Origin of the sequence: Peribacillus faecalis (genome assembly GCF_014712675.1) — a bacterium.
Lineage (GTDB): Bacteria > Bacillota > Bacilli > Bacillales > DSM-1321 > Bacillus_AD > Bacillus_AD faecalis.
Genome location: NZ_JACXSI010000023.1, coordinates 34792 through 49674, shown reverse-complemented (window position 1 = coordinate 49674; position 14883 = coordinate 34792). Strand labels below are relative to the sequence as shown.

The following is a 14883-nucleotide window of genomic DNA, read 5'->3' as shown; positions in this document are numbered from 1 at the left end:
TAGGTCAGAAATTGTAGTTAGTTTATTCAACAATCGGGTCAGATTTTGAATGATATTCTTTATGAAGGTTTCCAAACGTAAAGCTGGGAACAAATTAGCCCATCTGGTAGAAAGGTGGGCTAATTTTGTTTCATCTATAGGTTCTTATTGAGATGATTCGAAAAGGAACACATCAGTTTGTTAATTCGAAATGATAAAAGTAAATGCCATAGAAGGATATTAAATAAGATCTACCTTGTTTAAAAGCCGGTGAATCTGTTAGGATGCGAAGAACCGATTTCATTTAATAGGAACTAATTAAGTCTACCCGCACCAATGTGTTGCCATATACCTTACACATCTTGTAAAGTAGTACAGTTTTAGAATTAATTTAGATTAAAAACATTTTTTAAGTAAGATTGTTACCTGAAGTTTTTTTGCTAATTAGAAATATTTTAATAAATTATTCTGTTAAAACTTTAGGTAAATAATTTATACTTAATAGTGAAACTGTGAATTATAGTCAAACGTAAAAGTAAGAGGGTGAAGACTAATCTTAATCTAAATACATTATAAGAAAATACTTTGAAAATGGGGAAATGACATGGATAAAAAAGCAAATAAAAAAGTGCGAATAATGAAAAATATCATGAAGGGTATTTTAATTGTTCTCGGCGGTTTCATCACGGCTTATGGATTAGAAGCTGTGTTAATACCAAATAACGTATCGGATGGGGGAGTGACAGGTCTCAGCATTGTTGGTTCTAAACAATTCGGATTACCGTTAGGAATTTTGATTGCCATCCTTAATGTTCCTTTTGTCTTTTTAGGTTATAAACAAATCGGGAAAAGCTTTGCTATTTTCTCGGTGATCGGAATTGCTTCATTAGCGGTTGGGACAAGCATGATGCATCATATACCGACGATAATTCACGGAGATACTTTGTTAGTTACTGTTGTCGGAGGGATTATTATTGGTTTCGGTATGGGTCTTGCGCTCCGTAACGGCGGTGCGTTAGACGGCATAGATATGCTGGCTGTTCTGCTTTCGAGAAAATTGCCATTTGGAACAAGTGATTTAATCCTATTTTTAAATTCCTTTGTTTTCATTTTGGTAGCAACTGTATTTGGATTGCAAGGGGCTATTCTTTCGGCAATTGCCTACTTCATTGCGTCTAAAGTCATTCATATCGTTGAAGAAGGTTTAAGCGGTTCTAAAACATTTAAGATTATCACACAGCAACCTGATACGATGATTGAAACGATTCGTGATCGATTAGGCCGAAGCGCAACGTATACAGAAGTATACGGAGGTTATTCTAATGAGATGTTTAAAGAAATCACTTGTGTAATTAACCGCTTGGAAGAAAACAAAATGAAAGAAATAATAAGAGACATTGACCCGCGCGCATTTGTAACCGTATATGACGCGGCAGAAGTGAAGGGTGGAAACTTCAAAAAGAACAATATCCACTAAGCATAAAGTAAGTTATATTTTATAGAAAAGGATAGATGAGAAGAGGGAAAGCCCGCTTTTCATCTATCCTTTTTTCTGTAATACCCCCTCTAGCCGCTTTGTTTTAGGGGGGGGTCGACAAGCTTCAATGACAGGCATCTAATGAATCAGAATAGCTTAACTGGATATCATATAAGAAAGCGGAAAGCGAGGAAGCAGAATTTCCAGGTGGGTGTAAACTGTTGGTGGTAATCGTTTACAAGGAGCGTAATATGCAATGACTTAGGAACGCTGTAGGGAAGCAATTATCAAAAACATGAAATAGCTGAACTATGAAAGCACCTTCTCCGTTCATGTAGCTCTGGAGGAGGGGTATTATCGACAAATATCAACAAATTCCGGTGGTGGCAGGCGCTGTTACCAAATTTCTCTAATTCAATAGTTCTTCTTTTTTCTTCAAAAAGTTATTGTAATATAAGAAAAGGTGATATTAAATTATTTATCTGAATTTTAACAGAGAGAAACGGAGTACATAATATGGTTCAATCGATTAATACGAAAGCTGAGTTAGTTATGGATGCAACCTCACATTTGGGTCTTCCTGAGTATGGGAAGATTATGATTGGAGATAAAGGGTTTGAGTTTTTTAATGACCGTGACCCTCACAAATTTGTTCAGATTCCATGGGAAGAAGTTGATTATGTGATAGCTTCTATCATGTTCAAAGGAAAATGGATTCCACGTTATGCTATTCGAACAAAGCGAAATGGAACTTACACATTTTCTTCTAAAGATCCGAAAAAAGTTTTGCGACAGATTCGTAAATATGTTGATTCTAATCACATGGTTCAATCATTAAGTTTCTTTGATGTGGTCAAACGCGCTATAGGCAGCAAATTTAAAAAGAAATAATTTACCTGAAAAAAATTGGGATTTTTTGTTATAAATGTATTTTGAGATAATTAATTTATAGAAGATAAGGATTTATTTAGGAAATAAACACTAATAAAAACACCCAAAAAACACCAATGAAAAAATTTCTATGTTTAAAGTAAATGTATTAATATCAACGGTTACAAGCGTTTTCAACAAGAAAATAAAAGAATATGAATGCGTTTTAAAAAATCTACTTGAAAGCGTTTTTTATGGAATGTATAATAAACAAGAAATTATATTAGAATAATTTTATTGGCGATAACCATCCCAATTAATTCTTGCGTATCACTTATTCGAATTGCATGGGGAAGTTTTATTTGATGAAAAGAAGGACTATGTACTTATAGATTCATTTAATCTACTTTATGCATGATTTTTTTATCGGTGGTGTAATCGCTTACAGATGGTTGAAAAAGACATAGGAGGTAAAAAGATGGTAGGGATTATCATTGCTAGTCACGGCGAATTTGCTAGCGGCATCTTGCAATCTGGAGAAATGATCTTTGGAGCGCAAGAAAATGTAAAAGCAGTTACATTAATGCCTAGTGAAGGACCTGATGATGTAAAGGCAAAAATGAAAGAAGCAATCGCATCTTTCGATAACCAAGATGAAGTATTATTCTTAGTCGATCTTTGGGGTGGCACTCCTTTCAATCAAGCCAACAGCTTGTTTGAAGAACACAAAGATAAATGGGCAATCGTTGCTGGCATGAACTTACCGATGGTAATTGAAGCATTCGCTTCACGTTTTTCAATGAACACTGCTCATGAAATTGCTTCAAGTATTCTAGGTTCTGCAAAAGAAGGAGTCAAAGTAAGACCGGAAGCATTAGAACCAGTGGAAGCTTCTGCACAAGCTGCTCAGCAACCAACTGGAGGAGCTCCGGGTAAATTCGAATATGTTTTAGCTCGTATTGACTCTCGTTTACTCCACGGGCAAGTAGCTACAGCTTGGACAAAAGCTACACAGCCTACTCGTATCATTGTAGTCTCTGATACAGTAGCTAAGGATGACCTTCGTAAGAAACTAATCCAACAAGCGGCTCCACCGGGAGTAAAAGCGCACGTTGTCCCTATTAATAAAATGATTGAACTTGCCAAAGATGATCAACATTTTGGCGGTCAACGCGCATTGCTTCTATTTGAAAATCCGCAAGATGCACTTAGAGCAATTGAAGGCGGAGTTCCGTTAGAGACAATCAACGTTGGTTCTATGGCGCACTCGCCTGGTAAAGTTCAACCGAATAAAGTGCTGGCATTCAGCAATGATGATATTGAAACTTTTGATAAGTTGAAGGAACGTGGCATAGCATTCGATGTACGTAAAGTTCCAAATGATTCAAAAGATAATATGGACGAAATTCTTAAAAAGGCTCGAGAAGAGTTGAAAAAACAAAAATAATAAGGGAGGCTGAATCCTTATGGATTTGACTATTATTCAAATAATATTAGTCCTTATCGTAGCATTTTTAGCTGGTGTAGAGGGGATTTTAGATGAATTCCACTTCCATCAGCCAATTATTGCATGTACGTTAATCGGACTAGTTACAGGAGAACTTGTTCCTTGTCTTATCTTGGGCGGTACGCTTCAAATGATTGCTTTAGGTTGGGCAAACATTGGAGCTGCTGTAGCACCGGATGCTGCATTAGCATCTATTGCATCTGCTATCATTCTGGTTTTAAGTGGTCAAGGTCAAGCAGGTATCTCATCTTCAATTGCAATCGCTGTACCGCTTGCAGTTGCAGGTTTATTATTAACAATCATTTGCCGTACAATCGCAACAGCATTTGTTCACTTTATGGATGCTGCAGCTGAACAAGGAAATATTAAAGTAGTTGAGTTCTGGCATATCGCTGCTATCTGCATGCAAGGTTTACGTATTGCAATTCCGGCTGGATTAATTTTAGCAATTGGTGCGGGTCCGGTTCGAAGCTTGCTTGAATCTATGCCAGCTTGGTTAACAGACGGTCTGGCAATCGGCGGTGGCATGGTTGTAGCCGTAGGTTATGCAATGGTTATTAACATGATGGCTACAAAAGAAGTATGGCCATTCTTTGCAATCGGTTTCGTATTAGCGACAGTTTCACAAATCACACTTATCGGACTAGGTGCTATCGGTGTGGCTCTTGCACTTATCTATTTAGCTCTTTCTAAACAAGGCGGATCAGGTAATGGCGGAAACGGTAACATGGGAGATCCATTAGGCGCCATTATTGACGATTATTGATAAGAAGGAGGAAAGAGAAAATGGAGAAAAAATTGACTTTATCAAAAAGAGATCGTATTTCTGTTTGGTGGCGTTCAACCTTCATTCAAGGTTCTTGGAACTACGAAAGAATGCAAAATGGTGGTTGGGCATATGCAATGATTCCTGCTATCAAAAAATTATATAAAACAAAAGAAGAACGTTCTGCGGCTTTAAAACGTCACTTAGAATTCTTTAACACACATCCGTATGTAGCATCACCAATCCTTGGTGTTACGTTAGCTCTTGAAGAAGAACGTGCGAATGGCGCACCGGTTGACGATGTAGCTATTCAAGGGGTTAAAGTAGGTATGATGGGACCTTTAGCAGGTATCGGGGATCCGGTTTTCTGGTTCACAGTTAAACCGATTCTTGGAGCATTAGCAGCTTCACTTGCTATGACAGGTAATATTCTTGGACCTATTCTTTACTTCGTTTTATGGAATCTTATCCGTATGGGATTCACTTACTATACACAAGAATTTGGTTACAAAGCTGGTTCAAAAATCACAGACGATTTATCTGGCGGATTACTTCAAGATATCACGAAGGGTGCGTCGATACTCGGTATGTTTATCCTCGGTGCGCTAGTTAACCGTTGGGTATCAATATCATTTACACCAATTGTATCTTCCGTTCAACTTGATGAAGGTGCTTACATTGACTGGGAAAACCTTCCTGCGGGTTCTGAAGGAATTAAAACAGCGCTTGAACAACAAGCAGCCGGCCTTTCATTAAGTGATACGAGTGTAACAACATTACAAAACAACTTAGATAGCTTAATCCCTGGCTTATCTGCATTATTATTAACACTTCTATGCATGTGGTTACTTAAGAAGAAAGTTTCACCAATCGTAATGATCCTTGGATTGTTCGTAGTTGGTGTAGTATTCCACGTATTAAATATCATGTAATGAAACAAATAGAGGAGCACCCCCTGATTATATTAGGTGGTGCTTTTCATATATAAGAGCATATAAAACTTACTTTGGAGGCTGCTATGCTTACTATTGGTTATATTGGGAACGGCAAAAGCACAAACAGATATCATTTGCCGTTCGTTTTGCAAAGAGAGAATATTAAGGTGAAAACCATTTATCAAAGAAATCCTGAGCATGAAAGCTGGGATAGAATTGCCGGCATTAATTACATATCTGATTTAGACGAGCTATTAAATGATCAGGATATTAAACTTATCGTCATCTGCACGAAACATGATAGCCATTATGAATACGCAAAATTAGTATTAGAGCATAATAAACACTGTTTGGTTGAAAAACCTTTTATGGAAACTTCTGTGCAGGCAAAAGAAATATTTGCACTTGCAAAAGAGAAAGGCTTAATTGTTCAAGCGTATCAAAATCGACGTTTTGATAGTGACTTTTTAACGGTTAAAAAAGTGATTGAAGAAGGGAAGTTAGGAGATCTTCTGGAAGTGGAAATGCATTATGACTATTACCGTCCCGAAGTACCAGAGTCCGCTCATACTTTTGATCCTGCATCGTCATATTTATATGGACATGCCTGTCATACATTGGATCAGGTAATCAGCTATTTTGGCAAACCGGATCATATCCATTATGATGTTCGCCAATTATTAGGACAAGGCAGAATGAATGATTATTTTGACCTGGATTTATATTATGGCGGATTAAAGGTTTCTGTAAAATCTAGTTATTTTAGGATTAAAGAAAGACCTAGCTTCGTTGTGTATGGTAAAAAGGGCTGCTTTGTGAAAGAAACGAAAGATCGCCAGGAAGAACATTTGAAATTATTTTACATGCCTGGTCACAAAGATTTTGGGGTCGATACGCTAAAAGAATATGGCGTGCTGACGTATATAGACGAAGAAGGTACAATTCACGAAGAAAAAGTGAAATCAATCAACGGTGATTACGGAAGAGTTTACGATGATTTATATGAAGCTGTTGTGAATGGTAAAAATAAAACCATTACTGACGAACAGACACTGCTGCAAATGGAAATATTAGAAACAGGAATTAAAGATTTAAAGTGATACATACTTAGAAGGTAGAATTTTCAATACGATAATCGGCCTATAAGTAGATTATATCAAAAATAAAAAGGATAGATGATAAGAGGGGAAACCCGCTTGCATCTATCCTTTTTGTGCGCCAGGGCGACGAATTTCGGGTGGTGACAGGCACCGTAGCTACCTTTTCAGCTGCACATAAAATCGATACCGGTCAGCCCGGAAGGATGATTTTACGTATTCGAATGGAGTTTGGTCTTCCAGATAGGAGACCATTTTGATTCGTAATACCGGGCTGCCTTTTTGGATTTGAAGGTGCCGGGCTTCGAGTTCGTTAGCGGAGATAGCTTCAAGTTCTTGGTTAGCATCACTGATTTTTAATGATAGTTGTTCTTCAATGAAGTTGTAAATCGAATCCTTTGCCAGTTCCTCTGTAAGGCCGGCAGTCAAGTGAATTGGCATATACGATGTTTCAATAGCCATCGGGACATCGTCAGCTAAACGGATACGCTCAATTTTTAAGACAGGCTCGCCCAATGCAACTCCTAGTTTTGCAGAAACAGAGCGCTTTGCCGCTACCGTTTCAAAGGATAAAATGTTGCTTCGCGGTTTCAAACCACGCTGGATCATTTCCTCTGAAAAGCTCGTCAAACGATTTAATACTTGTTCGACTTTATGCTCGCTGACAAATGTACCGCATCCTTTTTTTCGATATAAGAGCCCCTCATTCACTAGGTTTGTTAAAGCTTGTCTGACAGTCATCCTGCTGATGTGGTATTTCTCAGTATATTCCCGCTCAGAAGGGATAGCTTCGTTTGGCTTCAGTTCTCCTGATTCGATTTGTGTTTTGATAAGTTCCTCGAGCTGGTGATAAATAGGCACAGGTGAACTTTTATCAATCATTTCAATCAGCTCCTTGGAATTTTAATACTGGTGACGGTTCTTCTAAACAAAAATGTATATATTTTTGAACTTAGATGGCTGTCTAACTTTACACCTAGCTTGGCTCCTTTTTCATCGAGGTCAATCTCAGTAGTATATACATGATGAAAAAGGACCGGTGACGGTTTTTCTAGATCAACTGCAAGGCAGCTTCGTCTGCAATTATTGTAACATGACTGTGCTTTTGCAGAATAGAGGCTGGGAATTGTTCTGTTATTTCTCCGTGAACAAGTCTCTTGAGAGCTTCTGCTTTCGATGCGCCGGATGCCAATAAAATGATTTCTTTACTGTCCATAATCGTTTGGATTCCCATTGTTATTGCTTTAGTCGGCACTTCATCGATACTGTTAAAGAAGCGGGCATTGGCTTGACGTGTATCTTCTGTCAAATCAATTACATGTGTCGTGCTATCGAAGGGTGTCCCTGGTTCGTTAAAAGCAATATGTCCGTTGTGACCAATGCCTAAAATTTGCAAATCAACACCGCCGATTTCATGCACGAAACTTTCATAACGATCGGCTTCAGCATTTACGTCACCAGCCATTCCATTAGGAACATGTGTGTTCTCAGGAAGAATATCAATGTGGTTGAATAACTTTTCTTTCATGAAAGTGAAATAACTGTTCTGATCTTCTTTCGGTAACCCGATATATTCATCAAGGTTAACAGTTCTTACTTGTTTATAAGATGTTCCATTTGCTTGGTGGTCTTCAATTAATAAGCGGTATACGCCTTCAGGGGTTCCTCCTGTAGCTAACCCCAATTCAGCATGCGGTTTCTTTTTAACAAGGTTGATGATTTTTTCAGCAGCAACGCGGCTCATTTCTTCATAGTTGTTAGTTTTGATAATTTGAATAGTCATAGTAATCGCCTTTTCCTTCATGTCTTATTTATTCTGTTAGCGGCAATATAATCATTACGCTTTTTTGTATGCTAATTTGCCTCGGCAAATCGTTCTTTCAATAACAACATCTTTATTTAAGATAACTAAGTCAGCATCTTTGCCGACAGCAATGCTTCCTTTACGGTCGAAAACATGAGCTTGCTTTGCAGGTGTGCTTGAGGCCATTTTTACAATATCGTGCAAAGTTAAATCAGTAAATGAAAGCATATTTCTCACGGAATCAATCATTTTTAAAACACTGCCTGCTAGGGTGCCGTCTTCAAGAGTTGCTTTACCGTCAGTTACAACAACTGGCTGACCACCCAACTCATAATGTCCGTTTTTTAAGCACTTAGCTCGCATTGAATCTGTAATAAGAAGGGCACCGTCTTTTCCTTTTGCTCTAATAGCAAGCTGAATCATTTCCGGACAAATATGAATGCCATCAGAAATCAACTCGACCTTTAATTCTTCGATTAAAAGGGCTGCGCCTGCTGTACCTGGCTCACGATGGTGCAAACCGCGCATGCCGTTATACAAATGAGTGACTTGAGTAGCTCCTGCTTCTGCAGCTGCTTTCACTTCGGCAAAAGTAGAGTCCGTATGACCGATGGAAGCTGTAACACCATGATCAGAAAGATATTGGATAAATTCAAGTCCGTTCGGCATTTCCGGCGCAACTGTAACAAGTTTTATTGTTCCATCGGCAAGCTGCTGCCATTCCTTGAAAATATTGATATTAGGTTCTAGAACATACTCTCCTGGCTGAGCGCCTTTTTTGTCCGGGTTAATAAAAGGACCTTCGAGATGAACGCCGATCACTTCCGCTGTCCCGGCTTCATTATGTGTATTTTGATAGTGTGCGGCATTTTGCAAAGCGTGACGAATATTTTCTTGAGATTGCGTCATTGTTGTTGCTAGAAAGCTGGTAGTACCTTCTTGAGGAAGATGAACGGCCATCGTACGGAGTGCTTCGGTTGTGCCATCCATCGTATCAGCACCTCCAGCTCCGTGAATGTGCACATCAACAAATCCAGGGATAAGTTTGTCGCCATCATTCAGCGTAATCACTTCTATATGTTCAAATGAATCCAGTTTAAGCTGCTCCATTGTTCCGACCTCGGCGATTTTGCCATCTTGAATCAGCAAGTAACCATTTTCGATAATTTCATTTTCTAAATAAATTTCAGCATTTTTAATTAAGGTTTGGGAAGAATGACTCATGATGCTCCTCCTTATAGATGGGAATAATAATGTGGACTTCCTTGCTCTTATTTTACATATTAAAATGACTAGTTGTCTAGACAACTTAACCGGACTGGGTGATGTAAATTATTCCAACGGATTAATGAGCATGAGGGAAATCGATTATAGAGTTTTCTTAATATAATTTTTTATTGAAAGCTTTGACATAAAGAAAAAGACATAATAAATTGAATACATAAATTAAGAGAAGGTAATTATTCAGGATTGTTACTGATTATGCAGGCAAAACCTAAGTTGCGTTTAGTTATATGAGTATAATTAAAAATGAAACAATTTAAAAAACCGGAGCAAACTGCATCGTTGCTCCGGTTTTGTAGTAATAAAGTTATTGGCTGATCAAATAATTTAACAAGTAGTCTGTCCATAAAGCATAGCCTTCAGCGTTTAGTGAATCACGGCTTTTAGTGAAATATGAAGCGCGTTCCGCTGTCCCTTCTTCCGGGAAGGAGTTCCAATAATCTAGATAAACAATGCCGCTTTGTTCAGCATATTTTTTCAACTCTTCTACCTGTCTAGGATAAAAGTTTGCTTCAAATAATGGTGGAGGCGGTTGTACGATAAAACTGATATTAGGATTTGCAGCTTCGGTTGCTTGCATTATAGTGGAAATATTTTCGTGTGAATCTTCAATAATGACCTCTCCGTTATCTTTTAAAGTCAATGATTCAAAGATAATCATGTCCGCATTCAAATCTGCTATTTCTTGCTCATGTCCTTCTTCTAAAAACTCTGTAGATGTAACATCAAATGTGATTGAGGATAATTCGATTGCGTTACCGTATGTCTCCATAATATTTTCTTGCAGTGCTTTCTCTAACGAAAACGTATCATTTTCTATTTCTGATGAGCCTGCGAGTACAATTTTAAAAGGTTTGTCATCCTTTAATCGTTCTTTAAATACTTCAGCGCTTTCTTCTGGCCAGTTGCTAATGAACTTCACTAAATCGGAAGTTTGTTTTTCAACTTGTCCAGATGAAGACAGATCAGCCGTTCTTGGCTTTGTAATATTATCGGCAGAGGCATCTTCGATTTTTTCATTCCAAGATACATTGCCGAAAATCAGCACAGCAAAACAGATGAGTGCGAGAAAACTTGTGAGAAATACTTTCATATGTTCCTCCTGAAATAGTGATTTGTTTAAGTGTTTAGATTATTTCTAATATAATTACAACTCTTAGATTATGCCACACTAACATACTTCTAACAAGAGAGTAACATATCGAGCCTGCCTTTAAATATGAAAGAATGAGTAAATCTTTGAGCAGATATATTGAAAGGGTTAAAGAGAGGTTTATTATGGAATTACCATTAGGGTGATGTTTCATTCAGAAAAACTAGTGTAAATAATAAAAAAGAAATAATAAGGAAGGTGCGGCGAGAATATTCTGCTTAAAGTGAGGTCCAAGAATGAAAAAGAAATACATATTTATTATGTTAGTAGTTTGGATGGGAATTATCTATATGTTTTCTTCACAAACATATGAGGAACAAAGCTTATCGTACATATTGGCGAACTTCAGGGGTACTCCTGTAGAACAACTATTGCAAAGAGTCCATTTTTATTATGCGGGAAGTGAAATTAGCATCTATGCGATAGGAGTCGAGGGCGTTCTTGAATTTTTCATCCGAAAAGCTGCTCACTTTGGCATCTTCTTTGTTTTAGGTTTTCTTACTTATGCTTTCTTTAGAAATAAGTGGAATGGAAGTCTGATGACTTTCGCTGTATCTTTCATGTTTGTTGTGCTTTATGCATGCTTAGACGAATTTCATCAAAAGCTGACAGGGGGAAGAACACCGTTATTGCAGGATGTCATTTTAGATAGCGTTGGAGGATTGTGCGGCATTGTGGCATTAGTTCTTTATTTTCTTTATAAAAGAAAAATGTGAAAAAGAGATGAGTATAACCAGACTTGGAATGCTCATCTCTTTTATTTTGCTTTAGCCGATGCAAATTACACATTGAATCACTGTCGTTCTTCGTGTTTCCTATATCTTTTGGAGGGTGGACAAGACTGAAACCACCGCGTCCGCATGTCTTCGACTTTGTGACTATCATCCTGAGATCCTCTGTTCATACGGTGTTTCTTAGAGGGTGCTTGCACTTTTGTTTAATTTAACCATTTGGAGAAACAACTTCATAAATCGAGTATCATCCGTTAATTCAGGATGAAAGGCAGTGACAAGAATATGGTCTTGCCGTGCCGCGACGATGTGTCCTTCATATTCCGCAAGTATTTCTACATTAGCACCTGCCTCTTCAACAAATGGGGCCCGGATAAAGACAGCCGGGAATGGCGTCTCCATTGCTTTTACATTTAATTTAGCTTCAAAGCTATCGCGTTGGCGGCCGAAAGCATTACGTTTAACGGTAATATCAATGAGCTGAAGATGCGGTTTCTCACCTCCTGCTAAGCGATTGGCAAGCAGCACCATGCCGGCACAAGTACCGTATATCGGTTTTTGTTTGCCAAATTTCATTAAAGGCTCCAAAAATCCGTATTGGTCGATGAAGCGTCTCATCGTTGTGCTTTCACCGCCCGGAATGATCAAGCCGTCTATGTGCTCTAACTGCTCGACAGTTTTGACGACCACACTTTTACAGCCAACTGCATCTATATGACTTACATGTTCTTGAACAGCTCCTTGCAGTCCAAGTACTCCGATTGTTTTCATGTTACCAGCCTCGTTCCTGCATTCGTTCGGTTGGAGAAAGTTTAGCAATATCAATGCCTTTCATAGCCGAACCAAGTTCTTTTGAAAGCTTGCCGATTAAATCATAGTCCGTGTAATAAGTGGTTGCCTGAACGATGGCAGAGGCGAATTTCTCAGGATTCTCTGATTTAAAAATGCCTGAGCCGACAAATACGCCGTCAGCGCCTAATTCCATCATTAGTGCCGCATCAGCTGGAGTCGCAATTCCACCGGCTGCGAAATTTACGACAGGGAGGCGGCCTGCTTCTTTAATTTGCTTTAGCAACTCAAAGGATGCTCCTAAATTTTTCGCTTCCGTCATCAGTTCATCCTCGCTCATATGAATGACTTTACGTACCTGGGCGTTGACTTTACGCATGTGGCGAACAGCCTCAACGATATTTCCTGTACCAGGTTCTCCCTTTGTACGCAGCATCGAAGCACCTTCACCAATCCGGCGCACTGCTTCACCTAAATCACGGCAACCGCAAACAAATGGAACAGTAAATGCACTTTTCAATAAATGAAACTCTTCATCTGCCGGCGTCAGTACTTCACTTTCATCAATATAATCGACACCCATCGCTTCAAGAATCCGTGCTTCAACGATATGTCCAATCCGTGCCTTAGCCATGACCGGGATGGAAACAGCATTCATTACTTCTTCAATAATGCGGGGATCAGCCATTCTTGCCACTCCGCCAGCTGCGCGAATATCTGATGGCACACGCTCTAAAGCCATAACAGCTACAGCCCCAGCGCTTTCAGCAATTTTTGCTTGTTCGGCATTGACGACATCCATGATGACTCCGCCTTTCTGCATATGAGCCATTCCTCGTTTTACGGTTTCACTAGCAATTGTTTTCATCTTATTTTCAATCCCTTCGTAAAATTCTTATTTTTTAAAGTATAATGAGAGTCAGACCACATTAAAAGTATCAGTTTTAATTAAAATGATGGTATCAGATTGAGGAGGAGACAGAAGTGGATATGCTTTCTTGCCATTTAAACCGTTTGGATAGAGTGCCTCTGTATGAACAGTTATATGAATATATAAAAAAAGAAATTTTAGAGGGAAGATTAAGTTTTCAAGATAAGCTACCTTCGAAGAGAAAGTTGGCGGATTTTTTGAAGATTAGCCATAATACGATTGATACAGCTTACAATCAGCTAGTTGCTGAAGGATATGTGGAAGTAGTCCCGCGAAAGGGTTATTTTGTGATGGCCTATGAAGATTTGGCTTACATTCCTAAGCAGGAAAGGCCGAAGCGTCTTGAGAAAGAACATTGCGAAGTGCGCTATCATTTTCATCCGAGTCAAATTGATACTGGCAGTTTTCCATTTCATACATGGAGAAAGCTTTTGAAGCAATATGTCGCGGAAGAAAATCAGCAGCTGCTATTGCTAGGCAATCATAAAGGTGAATATGCGCTTCAAAAAGAGATAGCCAATTATTTATATCATGCGCGAGGCCTGATCTGCTCGCCGGAACAAATTATCATTGGAGCCGGCATTGAAATATTGCTGCAGCAACTATTGGTGCTGTTGAATGAGAAAACAGTTTACGGGGTTGAGGACCCGGGCTATCATTTAATTCACCGTATTTTAAGTACATATCCGAAGCGGGTTCATCCGCTTGAAGTAGATGAGGAAGGGCTGATTGTTGAACGATTGGATGAGTTGGCGATAGATGTTGCCTATGTCACGCCTTCACATCATTTTCCGTATGGAAATGTTTTGCCGGTGAACCGAAGAATGCAGCTTCTAAATTGGGCATCGGCTAACGAAGAACGCTATATTATTGAAGATGATTACGACAGCGAATTTCGTTACAGCGGCAAAATGATTCCTTCGTTGCAGAGTATGGACCAAGGAGGGAAAGTCATTTATTTAGGCAGTTTTTCCAAATCATTAATGCCTTCGATCCGAATAAGTTATATGGTTTTACCGGAAACTTTACTGAAAAAATATGAAAAGAAACTATCATTCTATCATTGCACTGTTTCCAGAATTGATCAGCACATTTTAGCAGAATTCATACAGAAAGGTCTGTTTGAAAAACATTTAAATAGAATGAGAAAGGTGTATCGTCAAAAGCTGGAACTTGTTTTATGCCAGTTGAAAAGCTATTCTCAGCAAATATCGATAATCGGAGGCCATTCAGGTTTGCATGTTGTACTGCAAATTCAAAATGGCATGACAGAGGAAGAGCTTGTCGAAAGGGCTGCCAAGGAACAGATGAAGGTATACCCGCTATCAGATTATATGCTAGTGAAAAAACAAAATCTCACACCGACAATTGTTTTAGGTTTTGCGGGCATACCGATTGAGCAATTAGAAGAAGCGCTTACTGTGCTACTGAAGAGCTGGAGGATCATTTAAGATCTTGAGATATGACGCTATTTTCGCGCAAATGCAGAATAGCGTTATTTTTTTTGGCGAAATTAAGTGATTTTTATGGATAAAAATGGATTTATTGTTTATAATTGTC

At 38.6% G+C, this 14883-nt stretch carries 14 protein-coding genes; 8 read left to right on the top strand and 6 right to left on the bottom strand.

The annotated features are described in order from the left end of the window. Nucleotides 1-583: 583 nt before the first annotated feature. The 6 genes from IEO70_RS10295 to IEO70_RS10270 all read left to right on the top strand — a co-directional run bounded on the left by IEO70_RS10295 (nucleotide 584) and on the right by IEO70_RS10270 (nucleotide 6634). Entirely contained in the window at nucleotides 584-1456 is an 873-nt protein-coding gene (locus IEO70_RS10295; RefSeq protein ID WP_190998291.1) for a YitT family protein, read from the top strand. A 516-nt stretch (nucleotides 1457-1972) separates the two neighbouring features. Further along, nucleotides 1973-2347 (top strand): DUF956 family protein, encoded by a 375-nt coding sequence (locus IEO70_RS10290; RefSeq protein WP_190998290.1) that lies wholly within the window; start codon nucleotides 1973-1975, stop codon nucleotides 2345-2347. 457 nt (nucleotides 2348-2804) lie between these two features. Next, nucleotides 2805-3773, top strand: coding sequence for a mannose/fructose/sorbose PTS transporter subunit IIA (locus IEO70_RS10285; protein ID WP_190998289.1), 969 nt, complete (start codon nucleotides 2805-2807; stop codon nucleotides 3771-3773). 25 nt (nucleotides 3774-3798) lie between these two features. Then, a complete protein-coding gene (locus tag IEO70_RS10280) occupies nucleotides 3799-4599 on the top strand; it encodes a PTS mannose/fructose/sorbose transporter subunit IIC (RefSeq protein WP_328820916.1) in 801 nt (266 codons plus the stop codon). A 20-nt stretch (nucleotides 4600-4619) separates the two neighbouring features. Continuing rightward, the gene (locus IEO70_RS10275; protein WP_190998287.1) at nucleotides 4620-5531 is read left to right on the top strand and encodes a PTS system mannose/fructose/sorbose family transporter subunit IID; all 912 of its coding nucleotides are present in this window, start codon (nucleotides 4620-4622) and stop codon (nucleotides 5529-5531) included. Between the two features lie 86 nt (nucleotides 5532-5617). Continuing rightward, nucleotides 5618-6634 carry an oxidoreductase gene (locus IEO70_RS10270; protein ID WP_190998286.1) on the top strand — a complete coding sequence of 339 codons (1017 nt, stop codon included), beginning with the start codon at nucleotides 5618-5620 and terminating at the stop codon, nucleotides 6632-6634. Between the two features lie 156 nt (nucleotides 6635-6790). Here the strand turns inward: IEO70_RS10270 and IEO70_RS10265 are convergent, their stop codons facing one another. The 4 genes from IEO70_RS10265 to IEO70_RS10250 form a co-directional block, all read right to left on the bottom strand. Further along, nucleotides 6791-7513: a GntR family transcriptional regulator gene (locus tag IEO70_RS10265; protein ID WP_190998285.1), complete on the bottom strand. Its 723-nt coding sequence runs from the start codon at nucleotides 7511-7513 to the stop codon at nucleotides 6791-6793. A gap of 169 nt (nucleotides 7514-7682) precedes the next feature. Continuing rightward, a complete protein-coding gene (nagB, locus tag IEO70_RS10260) occupies nucleotides 7683-8408 on the bottom strand; it encodes a glucosamine-6-phosphate deaminase (RefSeq protein WP_190998418.1) in 726 nt (241 codons plus the stop codon). A 60-nt stretch (nucleotides 8409-8468) separates the two neighbouring features. Then, nucleotides 8469-9659, bottom strand: coding sequence for an N-acetylglucosamine-6-phosphate deacetylase (nagA, locus tag IEO70_RS10255; RefSeq protein ID WP_190998284.1), 1191 nt, complete (start codon nucleotides 9657-9659; stop codon nucleotides 8469-8471). A gap of 367 nt (nucleotides 9660-10026) precedes the next feature. Beyond that, on the bottom strand, nucleotides 10027-10812 hold the full coding sequence (locus IEO70_RS10250) for an SGNH/GDSL hydrolase family protein (protein WP_190998283.1): 786 nt from the start codon (nucleotides 10810-10812) through the stop codon (nucleotides 10027-10029). A gap of 296 nt (nucleotides 10813-11108) precedes the next feature. On the opposite strand from IEO70_RS10250, the gene IEO70_RS10245 reads away from it, so the two are divergent. Beyond that, nucleotides 11109-11588 (top strand): VanZ family protein, encoded by a 480-nt coding sequence (locus IEO70_RS10245; protein ID WP_190998282.1) that lies wholly within the window; start codon nucleotides 11109-11111, stop codon nucleotides 11586-11588. 198 nt (nucleotides 11589-11786) lie between these two features. On the opposite strand, the gene pdxT is transcribed toward IEO70_RS10245, so the two are convergent. Both pdxT and pdxS read right to left on the bottom strand, forming a co-directional pair. Beyond that, a complete protein-coding gene (gene pdxT, locus IEO70_RS10240; RefSeq protein ID WP_190998281.1) occupies nucleotides 11787-12374 on the bottom strand; it encodes a pyridoxal 5'-phosphate synthase glutaminase subunit PdxT in 588 nt (195 codons plus the stop codon). Nucleotide 12375: 1 nt separating this feature from the next. Further along, nucleotides 12376-13260: a pyridoxal 5'-phosphate synthase lyase subunit PdxS gene (gene pdxS / locus IEO70_RS10235; protein WP_190998280.1), complete on the bottom strand. Its 885-nt coding sequence runs from the start codon at nucleotides 13258-13260 to the stop codon at nucleotides 12376-12378. A 116-nt stretch (nucleotides 13261-13376) separates the two neighbouring features. On the opposite strand from pdxS, the gene pdxR reads away from it, so the two are divergent. Further along, nucleotides 13377-14774, top strand: a complete 1398-nt coding sequence (gene pdxR, locus IEO70_RS10230) for a MocR-like pyridoxine biosynthesis transcription factor PdxR (protein ID WP_190998279.1) — start codon at nucleotides 13377-13379, stop codon at nucleotides 14772-14774. The last annotated feature ends 109 nt before the right edge of the window (nucleotides 14775-14883 follow it).